This is a genomic window from Stenotrophomonas sp. BR163 (assembly GCF_047520985.2).
Taxonomy (GTDB): Bacteria; Pseudomonadota; Gammaproteobacteria; order Xanthomonadales; family Xanthomonadaceae; genus Stenotrophomonas; species Stenotrophomonas sepilia.
Genome location: NZ_JAXBRE020000005.1, coordinates 235,429 through 249,085, shown reverse-complemented (window position 1 = coordinate 249,085; position 13,657 = coordinate 235,429). Strand labels below are relative to the sequence as shown.

Here is a 13,657-nt window from a genome sequence, read left to right as displayed (position 1 = left end):
ACAGGGGGGCGTCGCGGCGCAGCCCCGGGGAGCGGGAAGCGAAACGGGATGCGATTTGCATGTCTTTCTCCTGAACAAAAAGGCTGTTGAAGAAAACCGCACACCGGATTCCTAGATTCGGAGCCCAGCCTTTCGGCTGTTCGGTGCGGTCGGCACGAGGAACCCGGTTGGCCCTGTTGCCACCGTCTTTCCTGAGTTCATCGCCCGCGACGGTCAGGAGCGCGCGAACGGGTGCCGTCAAGGAGGCAAGCGCAGGGTTGGTGCGGCCCGCAGGCGCAGCCGAGGACACGGCCCTGCGCGCCTTGACGGCACACGGGCGCGGGCTACAGTCGCGGTGGAGGTGATGAAGTCAGGGGAGACGGCTGGACATGGCAACGGCCTTCCCTGTCTGCCGAATCGCACGGCAAGCGAAGCGCGCAGGCCCGAAGCTGGAAGCCGGGCCGGAGGCGTCAGCCGAGCGGAGCGAGGGAACGATGGAAGCCCGAAGGGGCGAGACACCGCAGGCGGCTCGATGCGCAGCACGACAGCGCGACCGGCCATGTCTGCTTGGCCGGGGACGCACGACTGTCCTACCATCCCCCTATGGAGGAAACCATCATCAACAACGACCCGTTGGAGCACATGCTTCACCGCTCCAATGCCTTGCACGAACGGCTGGATGAATTGCTGGGCAATGCCGAGTTCGATGGATCGCCCCGTGGCGAATCTGCCCTCGGCATGTGCTTGGTGGCTATGGAACATGCGGCGGCAATGCGAGCGTTGATGTCGCTGCGACTGCCCACGTCTGCCGTCGGCCTCATGCGCCTGCAGTTCGAGGCCATGACACGGGCAATGTGGCTGCTCTACGCAGCTAGCGACGCAGCGATCGACAAGTTGCTGGCGCCACTGACGCAGCAGAGCGAACAGGCAGCCAAGAATTTGCCTGGCGCCAGCGAAATGATTGAGCAGATCGGCAAGCGAGTCGGACAAGGCGCGCCGGCAGCCGCGCACCAGATGCTGTTGCACTTCAAGGATGTGACCTGGCACGGCATGAACTCATTCGTGCATGGCGGCATTCATCCGCTTCGGCGCAGTGTCGACGGCTTCCCGGTCGATCTTGCGCTGCAAGTGCTGCGCAGCTCGAACGGTCTGACGACCATGACCGGCATGACGATGGCTGTCCTCACCGGCGATGAAGCCGTGACCAAGCCCGTGAGCAAGATCCAGCCGGCATTCGCCGACTGCCTGCCGGATCTGCTGAAACCTTGAACGGGGCATCTTGCGACGCCCCGCGCAATCACTGAACGATTCGCCCAGCCAGGCGCGCATCGCGCGCATAGGCGCTCAACCGCTTTTCGGCCCGGAAAGACAGGTCACGTTCGATTGGCAGGCCCAGCCCGCCGCGCACGGCCGCCAGTTCGCCCAGGCTGACCCAGCCGATTTCCGGCATCCCCAGGCCCAGGTCGCAAAGACCAAAGGCGTGGTCGTGGTCGTCGGGATCAATCTCGGTCAGCAGCCAGGTCGCGCCGGCATCCGGCGTGAACAGCTTGACCACGGGCGCCGGATCGAAGTCCGGGTTCTCCAGTGATTTGCAGCCATTGGCCAGCAGCACGACGCGCTGCTCGTCAGTGATGAGTGCGTTGTTCATGGTGAACTCCTGAAAGGTTGCCGGGCGGAGTTGCCCGACCCTTCCGGGGCACGGCGCAGCGCAAGCAGTCAGGGGTCAACGACGGCCGCCAGGACGCAAGCGCCATCGGCGCGCAGCCCTTGACGGCGAGCACGCCGTGGCACGATGAAGGGAACAGCAAGACCGCCTCCCTTGCACCTTCACGTTCCCCGGTTCTCGGCAAGCGAAGCGCGCAGGCCCGCGCGGGCCGGAGTTGCGCCACCGGACGCAGCAAAAAGGGGGCCGAAGCCCCCTTGGTCAGATCAGGCCGCGTTCGGCGAATGATGTGGTGTTGCCGCCCGCGACGATGATGTGATCCAGAATGCGAACGTCCACAAGTGCCAGCGCCTCCTTGAGCCGCTGGGTCAGTGCCCTGTCGGCCGCGCTCGGCTCAGGATTCCCGCTCGGGTGGTTGTGCGAAACGATGACCGCCGCCGCATTGAGCCGCAGCGCCTGCTTGACCACTTCGCGCGGATACACCGATGCGCTATCGATGGTGCCTCGAAACATCTCGGCATATTCGATCAAGCAATGGTGCGTATCCAGGAACAGCACGGCGAACACCTCGTGCTCGAACCCAGCCAGCTTGGCGCGCAGGTACTCCTTGACCGCCACCGGCGAACTGAATGACGCACCGCGCTGCATCTTGTGCTCGATAGCCTGGCGCGCGGCCTCCAGAATCTGGTCAGTCGTCGCCAGCAGGTAGCGGCCCTGCGCATCACGCACCATCAGTGAGGTATCGAACGAGGAAAAAGACAGTTGCGACATGATCGTGCTCCGGTTGCTTGGGCGGAATTGCCCGGAACCGTCGCCAGCACGGCGCAGCGCAAGCAGTCAGGGGTCGCAGACGGCCGCCAGGACGCAAGCGCGCACAAGCGCGCGCCGCCCTTGACGGCGAGAACGCCGTGATATGGTGAAGGGAACAGCAAGACCGCCCACACCCCGCCCACTGCACACACCCGCCGTTGAGCAAGCGCAGCGCGCAGGCCCAACAGGGCCGAAGGCGTCAGGGATCAAAGCCGGATGGCCGCGATTCGGCACGAAGCGCGGGGCGCAGCCCGCGAACCCGACGGCGGTACGCCGGGACGCAACATCCAAGTACCACATCGAACCCGCTCCACTACGCCGCAGCAAGTTGTCCCGATAGGTATTGAACTTCACCATGTCTCCATGCAGCAGAACCATGGAGTCCGAGGTGGAACAGCTATCGCAAGCCCCCAATACCGCCGGCACCGATGTCGGCCTCCCCTTGCCAGGAACGGATGCCTACGAGGCTTTGCCGCAATTTCCAACGCGCAGTGTCCTTCCCTTCCGTCGCACCATTCGCCGGCAGGAACTGCGGCAGATCGTTCCCCTCGCCGAAACGACGATCTACGAAATGGAGCGTCGCGGTGAGTTCCCACGTCGCTTCAACCTGACACCACGCTGCGTGGTATGGGACTTGGCAGAAGTGGAAGCCTGGGTCGAAGAACGAAAGCAGGCTCCGCGCGCCGGCGTATCGAAACCGGATGTCCACTTACGAAAAACCCGCCCTGTCCGGGCGGGTTCGAGCGAGGCATAAGGCCAAGCAGCGGCGCTCATCCAATCAAAACCTCCAGTGCCTTGGATGTCGAGCGCGGCAATCGCTGCCCCTCCTTTGCCACGTTGACCTGCAAGGCCACCCGCGCCACCTCCAGCACGTCTTTGGCCAACGAGTAGCTGCCCTTGGCCTGCAACCACGCCAATACGTCCGCCAAATGCCAGATCGACGCGCTGCCTTCATGCACCGGCGCCGGAAAGCTGCCCGGATGCGCCAGCATCAGCTTGCGCATGTTCTGCCGCGACACGCCAACAATGTCGGCCACGTCAGTCAGACCCACCAGATCCGGCGCTACTTCGATCAATCGCGCGGTCGGTGCGGCGCCGCGCACATCGGCCAGCGCGCTACGCACGGCCTCGTCCGCATCCGCTGCCTCGCGGGTGAACTCTAGCGCCAACCGACCCGGCTGCCCAATGCCGATCAAGGCATCGTCGCAGCCGGCTTCGCCCAGGCGCTCCACCAGTGCATCCGTATCGCGGTCGTCGTCGGCGAGCTGGTATTTCAGAATGAAGGTGTATTCCATCGCGCTACTCCTTGGCACCATCATCAGCGTCGCGCTGCGGCCGGTGCGTGATGCAGTTGTCCACGACGCGCCGCAAGGCGCGCGCGTGGTTGCCGGGATTTTTCGGCGTGCTCCATACGCTGGTGATGCAGAACTCGCCGCAGCGACATTCTTCATCGTTGTAAGGGCAATACATCCGCCCCCAAGCGTGGCTGCCGCCGACTTCGACGCGCCAGCCCTGCCCTTCGGCATGCCTGAGAGCTTCCTCGACATCTTTCTTCGGATGAGGGGAACGAGCCATCAATGATCTCCAGTATGGGGATGAGTTGCTTGGTTGTCAAGTGACAACCAAGCAACTGTTTCAGGCTATCGCGCTCAACGCCGGCACCACCACGTTCGCCGGTAACAGCTTCGGCACGTACGTCTGCCCACCGCCCCAGGCATCGACGAGGTTGGCCCACTCTTGCAGCATGTGGCGCCGCTGCTCGGCGTACTCGGCCTTGTTGTAAACCGAGCGCGAGGAACGCCCGTCCTCGTGCGCCAGGCACTTCTCGATCCAGTCTCGGTTGAAGCCGATTTCGTTCAACAGCGTCGAGCCGGTCCGGCGCAGGTCATGGACGGTGAAGGGTTGCAGCGGCAGTCCCTTGGTCTTTGCCGCCTCCACCACGAGCCCCGTGACGCGATTCAAAGTGGCGTTGGACATGCACCGCTCTGCGTCATAGCGAGACGGAAAAACGAACCTTGATCCCGCCGCGCAGGCGTGCAACGTCACGAAGATGTCGAGCGTCTGGCGCGATAGATAGACCATGTGCGGGTTGCGCCCCTTCATCCGCTGCTTAGGAATCGTCCAGGTCTTGCTCTCGAAATCGACCTCATCCCAGGTGGCGTGGATCAGTTCGCTCTTGCGTACCAGCGTCAGCAGGATCAAGCGCAGCGCCAGCTTGATGGTCGGATAGGTCGCCACCGATTCCATCTGCTGCATGAACAGCCGGATCTCCAGCGGAGACAAGGCACGATCTTTCGGCACAAAGGTGGCGATCGAGGCCGCGCCCACGCTGTCGGCGGGGTTATCCACCTTCTCACCGTGGGCGATGGCGTAGATGTAGACCTGCTTCACGATGTCCCGAATCTGTACCGCCGTCGCCGGCGCCCCACGCTCCTTGACCTTGTTGCACAAGGCCCGCAGGTCTTCGGCCTGGATTTCGGTCAGCAGGCGATTCTGGAAGACCGGCAGGATGTCCCGGTCGATGATGTGCTTGCGCATGGCGCGGGTGCTGTCGGCCAGCCTTGCGTTGGCCAGCCACGTCTCCATCGCCGCGCCGAAGGTCTTGATGGCGACCACCCGGCGTTTCTCACGCTGCTTTTCCAGCGCGGGCGAGACACCCTTGAGAACGGCTTTGCGCGCGTCCAGCAGCAGTTCGCGCGCCATTGCCAGCGAGATGCCACCAGGGCCATAGCGTCCGAGGGTCAGTGTCTCGCGGCGGCCGTGGAGCCGGTAGTCGTAGCGGAACGTGATCGTTCCGCCAGGCGATACCGTCACGTACATCCCGTCTCGGTCAGAAGTCTTATAAATCTTGGACTTAGGCTTGAAATTACGTAGTGCGGCGTCGGTCAGCATCGAGGTTTCCTCCGGCATGTGACGGATTTACCGTCAGGTTTTACCGTCAGGGACCTGGAGACCTGCTGATGCCCGGAAAGCCCCATGAAACAAGCTTTCCCGAGAAGGCTTTTACCGTCAAAGACGGTAAAAGTCTGAATAGTGAACGAGAGTGTCTTAATCCGGCCTCGATTTTTACCGTCAGCTCTACCGTCAACTTTTTCTGCTGGCCGGCGATAGCTACCGATAGCTGTTGCGACGTATTTTCTTCTAAATCAACACGTTACGTCAGTTTTTCGATAGCTGGCGATAGTCCTCGAAGGACGTCAATTCACTCCCACTCAATAGTCGCCGGCGGCTTCCCCGAGATGTCATAAACCACCCGCGACACCCCCCGCAACTCATTGATGATCCGGTTGCTCACCGTCCCCAGGAACTCATACGGCAGATGCGCCCAATGCGCCGTCATGAAGTCGATCGTCTCCACGGCCCTTAGCGCAATCACCCACTCGTAAGCGCGCGCATCACCCACCACGCCCACCGACTTCACCGGCAGGAACACGGCAAACGCCTGGCTGGTCTTGTCGTACAGGTCCGCCTTACGCAGCTCATCAATGAAGATGGCATCGGCCTTGGCCAGCAGTTCGGCGTATTCGCGCTTCACTTCGCCCAGGATACGCACGCCCAGGCCCGGGCCCGGGAACGGGTGGCGGTAGACCATGGTGCGCGGCAGGCCCAGCTCAACACCCAGGCGGCGCACTTCATCCTTGAACAGCTCGCGCAGCGGCTCTACCAGGCCCAGCTTCATGTGCTCCGGCAGGCCGCCCACGTTGTGGTGGCTCTTGATCACGTGCGCCTTGCCGGTCTTGCTGCCGGCCGACTCGATCACGTCCGGGTAGATGGTGCCCTGCGCCAGCCACTTGGCGTTCTTCAGCTTGCTCGACTCTTCGTCGAAGATCTCAACGAACAGGTTGCCGATGATCTTGCGCTTGGCTTCCGGGTCGCTCACGCCTTCCAGCGCAGCGAAGTAACGGTCGGCGGCATTCACGCGCACCACCTTTACGCCCATGTGCTCGGCGAACATCGCCATCACCTGGTCGCCTTCCTGCCAGCGCAGCAGGCCGGTATCCACGAACACGCAGGTCAGCTTCTCGCCGATGGCCTTGTGCAGCAGCGCCGCCACCACGGACGAATCGACGCCGCCGGACAGGCCCAGGATCACTTCGTCATCGCCCACCTGTTCGCGCACGCGGGCGATCTGGTCGTCGATGATGTTGGCGGCGGTCCACAGGGTCTGGCAGCCGCACACATCCACCACGAAGCGGCGCAGCAGCGCTTGGCCCTGCAGGGTGTGGGTCACTTCCGGGTGGAACTGCACGCCGTACCAGCGCTTTTCTTCGTTGGCCATGGCAGCCACCGGAATGCGGTCGGTGGTGGCGGTGATGGTGAAGCCCGGCGGTGCAACGGAGACGTGGTCGCCGTGGCTCATCCAGACATTCAGCTTCGGCTCGCCACCATGGTCGCTCAGGCCCTTGAACAGTGCATCGGGGTTGATCACGTTCACTTCGGCGTGGCCGAACTCGCGCTGGTCAGCCGCTTCGGTGGCACCGCCCAGCTGCGCGGCCAGGGTCTGCATGCCGTAGCAGATGCCGAAGATCGGCAGGCCGCTGTCGAACACTTCCTGCGGCGCGACCGGCGCACCCGGCAGCGTGGTCGATTCCGGGCCACCGGACAGGATGATGCCCTTGGCGCCGAACGAGGCGATCTCGGCCGGGTTGTGGTCCCATGCCCAGATTTCGCAGTAGACGCCCAGCTCGCGGATGCGGCGGGCGATCAGCTGCGTGTACTGCGCGCCGAAATCGAGGATGAGGATCTTGTCGTTATGGATGTTGGTCATGGCGCCCCGGCAATGCAGTAGGGAAAACGAAATCAGATTTACGGCGGCAGATGGAGAAAGAGGAACGGGAAGTGCTTCCCCGTTCCTCTTTGCTCGGCCCGCGTCAGGCGCGGTAGTTCGGCGGCTCTTTGGTGATCGTCACGTCGTGGACGTGGCTCTCACGCTGGCCGGCGCCGCTGATCTTCACGAACTTGGGCTTGCTGCGCATCTCGTCGATGGTGGCGCAGCCCACGTAGCCCATGGTGGCGCGCAGGCCGCCCATCAGCTGGTGGATGATGCCGCCCACCGGGCCGCGGTACGGCACGCGGCCTTCGATGCCTTCGGGCACCAGCTTGTCGGCGGTGGCGGCGTCCTGGAAGTAGCGGTCCTTCGACCCCTTCTCCATGGCAGCCAGCGAACCCATGCCGCGGTAGCTCTTGTACGAACGGCCCTGGTACAGCTCGGTCTCGCCCGGCGATTCCTCCGTACCGGCCAGCAGGCCGCCGACCATGATGGTCGAGGCACCGGCGGCCAGCGCCTTGCCGATGTCGCCCGAGTAGCGGATGCCACCGTCGGCGATCAGCGGGATGCGGTCCTGCAGCGCTTCGGCCACCAGATCAATGGCGGTGACCTGCGGCACGCCGACGCCGGCGACGACGCGGGTGGTGCAGATCGAGCCCGGGCCGATGCCGACCTTGACGGCGTCCGCGCCGCTGTCCAGCAGCGCCAGTGCGGCTTCGCCGGTGCAGATGTTGCCACCGATGACCTGCACGTTCGGGAAGTTCTTCTTGACCCAGCTGACGCGGTCCAGCACGCCCTGCGAGTGGCCGTGCGCGGTATCGACCACGATCACGTCCACGCCGGCGGCGACCAGCGCTTCCACGCGGCGGTCGGTATCACCACCCACGCCGACGGCAGCGCCGACCAGCAGGCGGGTCGACAGATCCTTGGCAGCGTTCGGGAAGTCGGTGTTCTTCTGGATGTCCTTGACGGTGATCAGGCCACGCAGTTCGAACGAGTCATTGACCACCAGCACCTTCTCGATGCGGTTGCGGTGCAGCAGCTGCAGCACTTCGTCAGACGCGGCGCCTTCCTTGACCGTGATCAGGCGATCCTTCTTGGTCATGATGTGGCGGACCGGATCGTCCAGCTCGGTCTCGAAGCGCATGTCGCGGTGGGTCACGATGCCGGCCAGCTGGCCGTCGCTGCCCACCACCGGCACGCCGGAGATGTTGTGCGCCTGGGTCAGGGCCAGCACGTCGCGGATGGTGGTTTCCGGGCCGACGGTGATCGGGTCGCGGATGACACCGGCCTCGAACTTCTTGACCTTGGCCACTTCCGCGGCCTGCTGTTCCAGGCTGAGATTCTTGTGGATGATGCCCATGCCGCCGAGCTGGGCCATGGCGATGGCCAGGCGGGCTTCGGTGACGGTATCCATGGCGGCGGACAGGATCGGAAGCTTCAGCTTCAGGTCTCGGGTCAACCGCGTTTCGAGGTTGACGTCCTTGGGCAGGATGGTCGAGTGGGCGGGGACGAGCGAGACGTCGTCGTAAGTGAGTGCTTCAGCCTGGATGCGCAGCATCGGCATACCCGAGATGTGGGGAAGCGCGACATTTTACCCTGTTTTCGCGCCGCGTGGCAGGGGGTAGATACGACGCAGTGTCGCGCGGGCGGTGATCGGTTCAGGGGGCGGTGAAACCTGCCTCGGTGGGTGCGGACCGTTGGTCCGCACTACCTTCATATACCTGTGCACCGGCATTGTGCCGACCAACGGTGGGCACCCACCTTAAGAGGGTCATCCGGGCCAGCCCTGGAGCGCCTTTGGTGGGTGCGGACCGTTGGTCCGCACTGCCTTCATATACCTGTGCACCGGCATTGTGCCGACCAACGGTCGGCACCCACCTTGAGAGGATCACCCGAGCCAGCCCTGAAGCGCCTTTGGTGGGTGCGGACCGTTGGTCCGCACTATCCCTCAGGCACCTGAGAACAGCCCCAAGTGAGGTCAGCTCAGCGCTTCCGCCGCTTCCAGGGTGTTCTGCATCAATGTGGCCACGGTCATCGGGCCCACGCCGCCCGGCACCGGGGTGATCCAGCTGGCCCGCTGGGCAGCCGCTTCAAACCCGACATCGCCCACCAGCCGGCCGTCATCCAACCGGTTGATACCGACGTCGATCACCACCGCGCCCGGCTTCACCCACTCGCCCGGCACGATGCCCGGGCGGCCCACCGCCACCACCAGGATGTCGGCGTTGCGCACGGCCTGTTCCAGCACGTCCTTGGGGGTGAACTTGTGGCAGCTGGTCACGGTGCAGCCGGCGATCAGCAGCTCCAGGCCCATCGGGCGGCCGACGTGGTTGCTGACGCCCACGATGGTGGCGTTGCGGCCACGCACCGGCTGGTCGGTGTGGCCCAGCAGCGTGGTGATGCCGCGCGGGGTGCACGGGCGCAGGCCGAACTCGCGCAGGGCCAGGTGGCCGACGTTTTCCGGGTGGAAACCGTCCACGTCCTTGCGCGGGTCGATGCGCTGGATCAGCCGGCGCGCGTCGGGGATGCCCGGCAGCGGCAGCTGGATCAGGATGCCGTGGATCTTCGGGTCGGCATTGAGCTGGTCGATCAGGTCGAGCAGCTCGGCCTCGGTGGTTCCGGCCGGCAGATCGTAGTCATGCGCCTCGATGCCGACCTTCTCGGCGGCACGGCGCTTGTTGCGCACGTATACGGTCGAGGCCGGGTCGCCACCGACCAGCACCACGGCCAGGCCCGGGCGGCTGCCACCGGCGGCCACGCGGGCGTCGACGCGCACCCTCAGGCTGTCGAGCAGGTCCTCGGCGATGCGGCGGCCATCAAGGATGCGGGCAGGATGCTGGGGGGCGGAATCGGTCATCGGGAGCAGGCGTGGGGCGGCGGGGACGCTATTGTCCCTGATTCAGGCCCCCTCGCCCACCGCCGGCTTGGGTAATCCCCACCCGGTTGTGCCGGCCGCTGGCCGGCACCCCCATGACGTCGGAACGTTTCCGCATCTGCCGGCCAGCGGCCGGCACGACCGGGCTTTATTCTTCCTCTTCTGGCACGTCCTGCGGGTTCAACGTCTTGCTTGCCCGCTTCGGCGCGGTGAACGGCGTCGGCGTCGGCACGCCCTGGCCTGAATTGCCGAACACCATCTTGGCGCCGGCATTCAGACCACCACCAGCAATTTCCAGCTCGAAACGCTCGGCATCGCGGCGGCGGATCTGCTCGGCAATTTCGATCGCATCGTCCTCGTCCGCACCCAGTTCCACCAGCGCCGCCTGGCCGAACAGCACCGCCGATTCAAATGTCTCGCGGATCTGGAAATCGACACCGGCATGGATCAGCCGCAGCGAATGCTCGCGGTCGAACGAGCGCACCATCAGCTTGGCCTGCGGGAACTCGTGCGACACCAGCTCAACAATGCGATCAGCCGCCTCGGCCTTGTCCACGCACACCGCAATCGCACGTGCCGTGGCCGCGCCCGAGGCATGCAGCACGTCCAGTCGCGTACCGTCGCCGTAGTAGATCTTGAAACCGAAGCGCGCCGCGCTCTGGATCATCTCCACATCGTTGTCGATGATGGTCACGTCCACGTCGCGCGCCAGCAGCGACTGGCTGGCGACCTGGCCGAAGCGGCCGAAGCCGATCAGCAGCACGCTGCCGGACAGGCCATCGGCCTCGTCCACGCCGTCCATGTTCACCGTCGGCTTCGGCGCGATGCGCTTGTAGAGCAGCACCACCAGCGGGGTCAGCGCCATCGACAGCACCACCACGGCGGTGAAGTTGGCATTGATCTCCAGGTTGATCACGCCGGCCGATGCGGCGGCGGAGAACAGCACGAAGGCGAACTCGCCGCCCTGCGCCATCAGCACGCCCCGATCCAGCGCCTGCGCGTGGTCGCTGCCCATGATGCGCGCGACCACGTAGATGCACAGCGCCTTGGCCGCCATCAACGCCAGCACCAGGCCGAGGATCAGCTGCCAGTTGCCGGCCACCACGCCCAGGTCCAGCGCCATGCCGACGCTGAGGAAGAACAGGCCCAGCAGGATGCCGCGGAACGGCTCGATGTCCGCCTCGATCTGGTGGCGGAAGGTCGATTCGCTCAGCAGCACACCGGCCAGGAACGCGCCCATCGCCATCGACAGGCCGGACAGCTGCATCAGCAGCGCCGCGCCCAGCACCACCAGCAGCGCGGCGGCGGTCATCACCTCGCGCGCCTTCGATTCGGCCAGCACGCGGAACAGCGGGTTGAGCAGGAAGCGGCCGACCAGCACCAGGCCGACGATGGCACCCACGCCGATCGCCACCGACAGCCAGCGCGAGCCCTCGCCATCGGCACTGCCCGCGCCCGGCGCCATCCACGCCACCAGCGCCAGCAACGGCACGATCAGCAGGTCTTCGAACAGCAGGATGGAGACGATCTTCTGGCCCGACGGCAGCGCGATGTCACCACGCTCGGCCAGCAGCTGCATCACCACCGCGGTGGAGGTGAGCACGAAGCCGGTGGCGCCGATGAAGGCCACCTGCCACGGCAGGCCGAACAGTTTGGCGATGCTGGTCAGCACCAGCGCACAGGTGACGATCTGCAGCGTGCCCAGCCCGAAGATCTCCTTGCGCAGGCTCCAGAGATGCGAGGGCCGCATTTCCAGGCCGATCACGAACAGGAACATCACAACGCCGAGCTCGGCGGTATGCAGGATCGCCTGCGGGTCGGAGAACCAGCCCAGCCCGAACGGTCCGATCGCCAGGCCAGCGGCGAAGTAGCCCAGCACCGAGCCCAGGCCGGCCCGGCGGAACAAAGGCACCATCACCACCGCCGCGCCCAGCAGGGCGACGACCTTGACCAGCTCGCTGGTCGCTGCTTCTACCGCCATGCGGTGTGTTCCCCGAGATCCAGAATCGGGTTCAACAATAGAGCAATGCCGATGACGGCAATAGCACGCATGTTGCGCCGGATTGTCTTGGAAGTGGAACGATGCAGGGAGTGACTCCCAGCATCATCCCGAAATCAGGCACATGCTTGGGTGGGCGCCATGACCTGTAGAGCCGAGCCCACGCTCGGCTGCTCTTCGTGCCGAGGCCAGAAGCAGCCGAGCATGGGCTCGGCTCTACAGTAGATCCACGCCATGCGTGGATGACGCACAGCCGCCGCGCCCCGGTAGATCCACGCCATGCGTGGATGAATCCCCGGCCAGCCTCACCCACCCCGGCAGAACGCGGCGTAATCGATATACCCCGGGAACGGTACACCCGGCGCACATACCGGGCACTGCGGGTCCGGGCGGATGCCGGTCTCGCGGAAGCGCATGCCCAGCGCATCGAAGCGCAGCAGGCGCCCCACCAGCGGCTCGCCAATACCCAACAGCAGCTTCAGCACCTCGGTGGCCTGCAGCACGCCGGCCAGGCCAGGCAGCACGCCCAGCACACCGGCCTCGGAACAGTTCGGCGCGAACTCCGGCGGCGGCGGCTCGGGGAACAGGCAGCGGTAGCACGGCGCCACGCCACGCTGGCGGCCAGCGTCAAACACGCTTACCTGGCCGTCAAAGCGCTCGATGGCGGCATAGACCAGGGGCTTGGCGTGCTTGATGCAGGCGTCGTTGAGCAGGTAGCGCAGCGGGAAGTTGTCCGAGCCATCCAGCACCACGTCCACGCCCTCCAGCAGCGCATCCACGTTCTCAGAGGTCACCCGCTCCGGCACCGCCTCGACCTCGATCGACGGATTCAACGCCAGCAGCCGCTCGCGCGCCGAATCGACCTTGAGCTGGCCGACGCTGGCTTCGGTATGCACGATCTGCCGATGCAGGTTGCTGCGCTCCACGCGGTCGTGGTCGGCGAAGCGCAGGTGCCCTACCCCGGCGGCAGCCAGATAGAAGCCGGCCGGCGCACCAAGGCCTCCCGCACCCAGCACCAGCACGCGCGAATCCTGCAGCCGGCGCTGGCCGGCCTCGCCCACCTGTGGCAGCAGCAGGTGGCGCGAATAACGATCAAAGAAATCGCGGTCGGCGGCACTGGCCAGCGGCTGCACCAGTGGCAGCGACTGCTCGCGCCAGGCCACGGTGCCGCCCGTCACGGAAGCGACCTGGGCGTACCCGGCCTCCAGCAGGAACTGCGCGGCATCGGCCGAGCGCTTGCCGCTCTGGCAGATCAGCAGGATCTCCTGGTCGCGCCGCGGCAGATGCGCGGCCGGGTCGGCCTGCAGCTCGCCCTTGGCCACGCCGCGCGCGCCCTCGGCCATGCCGCCGGCCCGCTCGTGCGCCTCGCGCACATCGATCAGCACGGCGCCATGGGCCAGGCGCTCACGCGCCTGTGCGGGGGAAAGCTCTTGGATGCTCATGGCCGCATTATCGCGCACGTGGCGGCAGGCCGCCTTGACCGATACCTGCAAACATGGGGTAGTGCCGGCCGCTGGCCGGCAACCTCGGGCCGTCCGGTGCGTTCATGGCCATGCCGGC

13 protein-coding genes are annotated in these 13,657 nt (G+C 65.3%); 2 read left to right on the top strand and 11 right to left on the bottom strand.

Features of this window, described 5'->3' with window-relative positions:
* Positions 1-289, bottom strand: a 289-nt coding sequence (locus ACM0PY_RS06720; protein ID WP_495493250.1) for a hypothetical protein, incomplete at its 3' end; no start/stop codon positions are given.
* A 293-nt stretch (positions 290-582) separates the two neighbouring features.
* On the opposite strand from ACM0PY_RS06720, the gene ACM0PY_RS06715 reads away from it, so the two are divergent.
* On the top strand, positions 583-1,248 hold the full coding sequence (locus ACM0PY_RS06715) for a DUF6988 family protein (RefSeq protein WP_150359712.1): 666 nt from the start codon (positions 583-585) through the stop codon (positions 1,246-1,248).
* Positions 1,249-1,276: 28 nt separating this feature from the next.
* Here ACM0PY_RS06715 and ACM0PY_RS06710 read toward each other — a convergent pair whose 3' ends face one another.
* Positions 1,277-1,627, bottom strand: coding sequence for a DUF2958 domain-containing protein (locus ACM0PY_RS06710; protein ID WP_150359711.1), 351 nt, complete (start codon positions 1,625-1,627; stop codon positions 1,277-1,279).
* 276 nt (positions 1,628-1,903) lie between these two features.
* Positions 1,904-2,413, bottom strand: a complete 510-nt coding sequence (gene radC, locus ACM0PY_RS06705; RefSeq protein ID WP_047289094.1) for a RadC family protein — start codon at positions 2,411-2,413, stop codon at positions 1,904-1,906.
* A 427-nt stretch (positions 2,414-2,840) separates the two neighbouring features.
* Here radC and ACM0PY_RS06700 point away from each other — a divergent pair, with 427 nt between their 5' ends.
* Positions 2,841-3,206 carry a helix-turn-helix transcriptional regulator gene (locus ACM0PY_RS06700; RefSeq protein WP_363325782.1) on the top strand — a complete coding sequence of 122 codons (366 nt, stop codon included), beginning with the start codon at positions 2,841-2,843 and terminating at the stop codon, positions 3,204-3,206.
* A gap of 16 nt (positions 3,207-3,222) precedes the next feature.
* On the opposite strand, the gene ACM0PY_RS06695 is transcribed toward ACM0PY_RS06700, so the two are convergent.
* The 8 genes from ACM0PY_RS06695 to moeB form a co-directional block, all read right to left on the bottom strand.
* On the bottom strand, positions 3,223-3,747 hold the full coding sequence (locus ACM0PY_RS06695) for a helix-turn-helix transcriptional regulator (protein ID WP_150359709.1): 525 nt from the start codon (positions 3,745-3,747) through the stop codon (positions 3,223-3,225).
* A 4-nt stretch (positions 3,748-3,751) separates the two neighbouring features.
* On the bottom strand, positions 3,752-4,027 hold the full coding sequence (locus tag ACM0PY_RS06690; protein ID WP_150359708.1) for a hypothetical protein: 276 nt from the start codon (positions 4,025-4,027) through the stop codon (positions 3,752-3,754).
* A 60-nt stretch (positions 4,028-4,087) separates the two neighbouring features.
* Positions 4,088-5,344, bottom strand: a complete 1,257-nt coding sequence (locus ACM0PY_RS06685) for a tyrosine-type recombinase/integrase (RefSeq protein WP_150359707.1) — start codon at positions 5,342-5,344, stop codon at positions 4,088-4,090.
* Positions 5,345-5,654: 310 nt separating this feature from the next.
* Positions 5,655-7,220, bottom strand: coding sequence for a glutamine-hydrolyzing GMP synthase (gene guaA, locus ACM0PY_RS06680; protein ID WP_180884463.1), 1,566 nt, complete (start codon positions 7,218-7,220; stop codon positions 5,655-5,657).
* Positions 7,221-7,323: 103 nt separating this feature from the next.
* Complete coding sequence (guaB, locus tag ACM0PY_RS06675) at positions 7,324-8,781, bottom strand: IMP dehydrogenase (protein WP_032958143.1); 1,458 nt, start codon at positions 8,779-8,781, stop codon at positions 7,324-7,326.
* A 420-nt stretch (positions 8,782-9,201) separates the two neighbouring features.
* Positions 9,202-10,080 carry a bifunctional methylenetetrahydrofolate dehydrogenase/methenyltetrahydrofolate cyclohydrolase FolD gene (gene folD / locus ACM0PY_RS06670; RefSeq protein ID WP_180884465.1) on the bottom strand — a complete coding sequence of 293 codons (879 nt, stop codon included), beginning with the start codon at positions 10,078-10,080 and terminating at the stop codon, positions 9,202-9,204.
* A 166-nt stretch (positions 10,081-10,246) separates the two neighbouring features.
* Positions 10,247-12,079 carry a monovalent cation:proton antiporter-2 (CPA2) family protein gene (locus ACM0PY_RS06665; protein ID WP_138953658.1) on the bottom strand — a complete coding sequence of 611 codons (1,833 nt, stop codon included), beginning with the start codon at positions 12,077-12,079 and terminating at the stop codon, positions 10,247-10,249.
* Positions 12,080-12,402: 323 nt separating this feature from the next.
* Positions 12,403-13,539 (bottom strand): molybdopterin-synthase adenylyltransferase MoeB, encoded by a 1,137-nt coding sequence (gene moeB, locus ACM0PY_RS06660; protein WP_180884468.1) that lies wholly within the window; start codon positions 13,537-13,539, stop codon positions 12,403-12,405.
* Between the last annotated feature and the right edge of the window lie 118 nt (positions 13,540-13,657).

Bases quoted from the DNA above. Each gene is read 5' to 3' on its own strand.
- ACM0PY_RS06685 (WP_150359707.1), bottom strand. From the start codon at position 5,344: ATGCTGACCGACGCCGCACTACGTAATTTCAAGCCTAAGTCCAAGATT.
- ACM0PY_RS06715 (WP_150359712.1), top strand. From the start codon at position 583: ATGGAGGAAACCATCATCAACAACGACCCGTTGGAGCACATGCTTCAC.
- ACM0PY_RS06665 (WP_138953658.1), bottom strand. From the start codon at position 12,079: ATGGCGGTAGAAGCAGCGACCAGCGAGCTGGTCAAGGTCGTCGCCCTG.
- folD (WP_180884465.1), bottom strand. From the start codon at position 10,080: ATGACCGATTCCGCCCCCCAGCATCCTGCCCGCATCCTTGATGGCCGC.
- guaB (WP_032958143.1), bottom strand. From the start codon at position 8,781: ATGCTGCGCATCCAGGCTGAAGCACTCACTTACGACGACGTCTCGCTC.
- ACM0PY_RS06695 (WP_150359709.1), bottom strand. From the start codon at position 3,747: ATGGAATACACCTTCATTCTGAAATACCAGCTCGCCGACGACGACCGC.
- moeB (WP_180884468.1), bottom strand. From the start codon at position 13,539: ATGAGCATCCAAGAGCTTTCCCCCGCACAGGCGCGTGAGCGCCTGGCC.
- ACM0PY_RS06710 (WP_150359711.1), bottom strand. From the start codon at position 1,627: ATGAACAACGCACTCATCACTGACGAGCAGCGCGTCGTGCTGCTGGCC.
- ACM0PY_RS06690 (WP_150359708.1), bottom strand. From the start codon at position 4,027: ATGGCTCGTTCCCCTCATCCGAAGAAAGATGTCGAGGAAGCTCTCAGG.
- radC (WP_047289094.1), bottom strand. From the start codon at position 2,413: ATGTCGCAACTGTCTTTTTCCTCGTTCGATACCTCACTGATGGTGCGT.
- guaA (WP_180884463.1), bottom strand. From the start codon at position 7,220: ATGACCAACATCCATAACGACAAGATCCTCATCCTCGATTTCGGCGCG.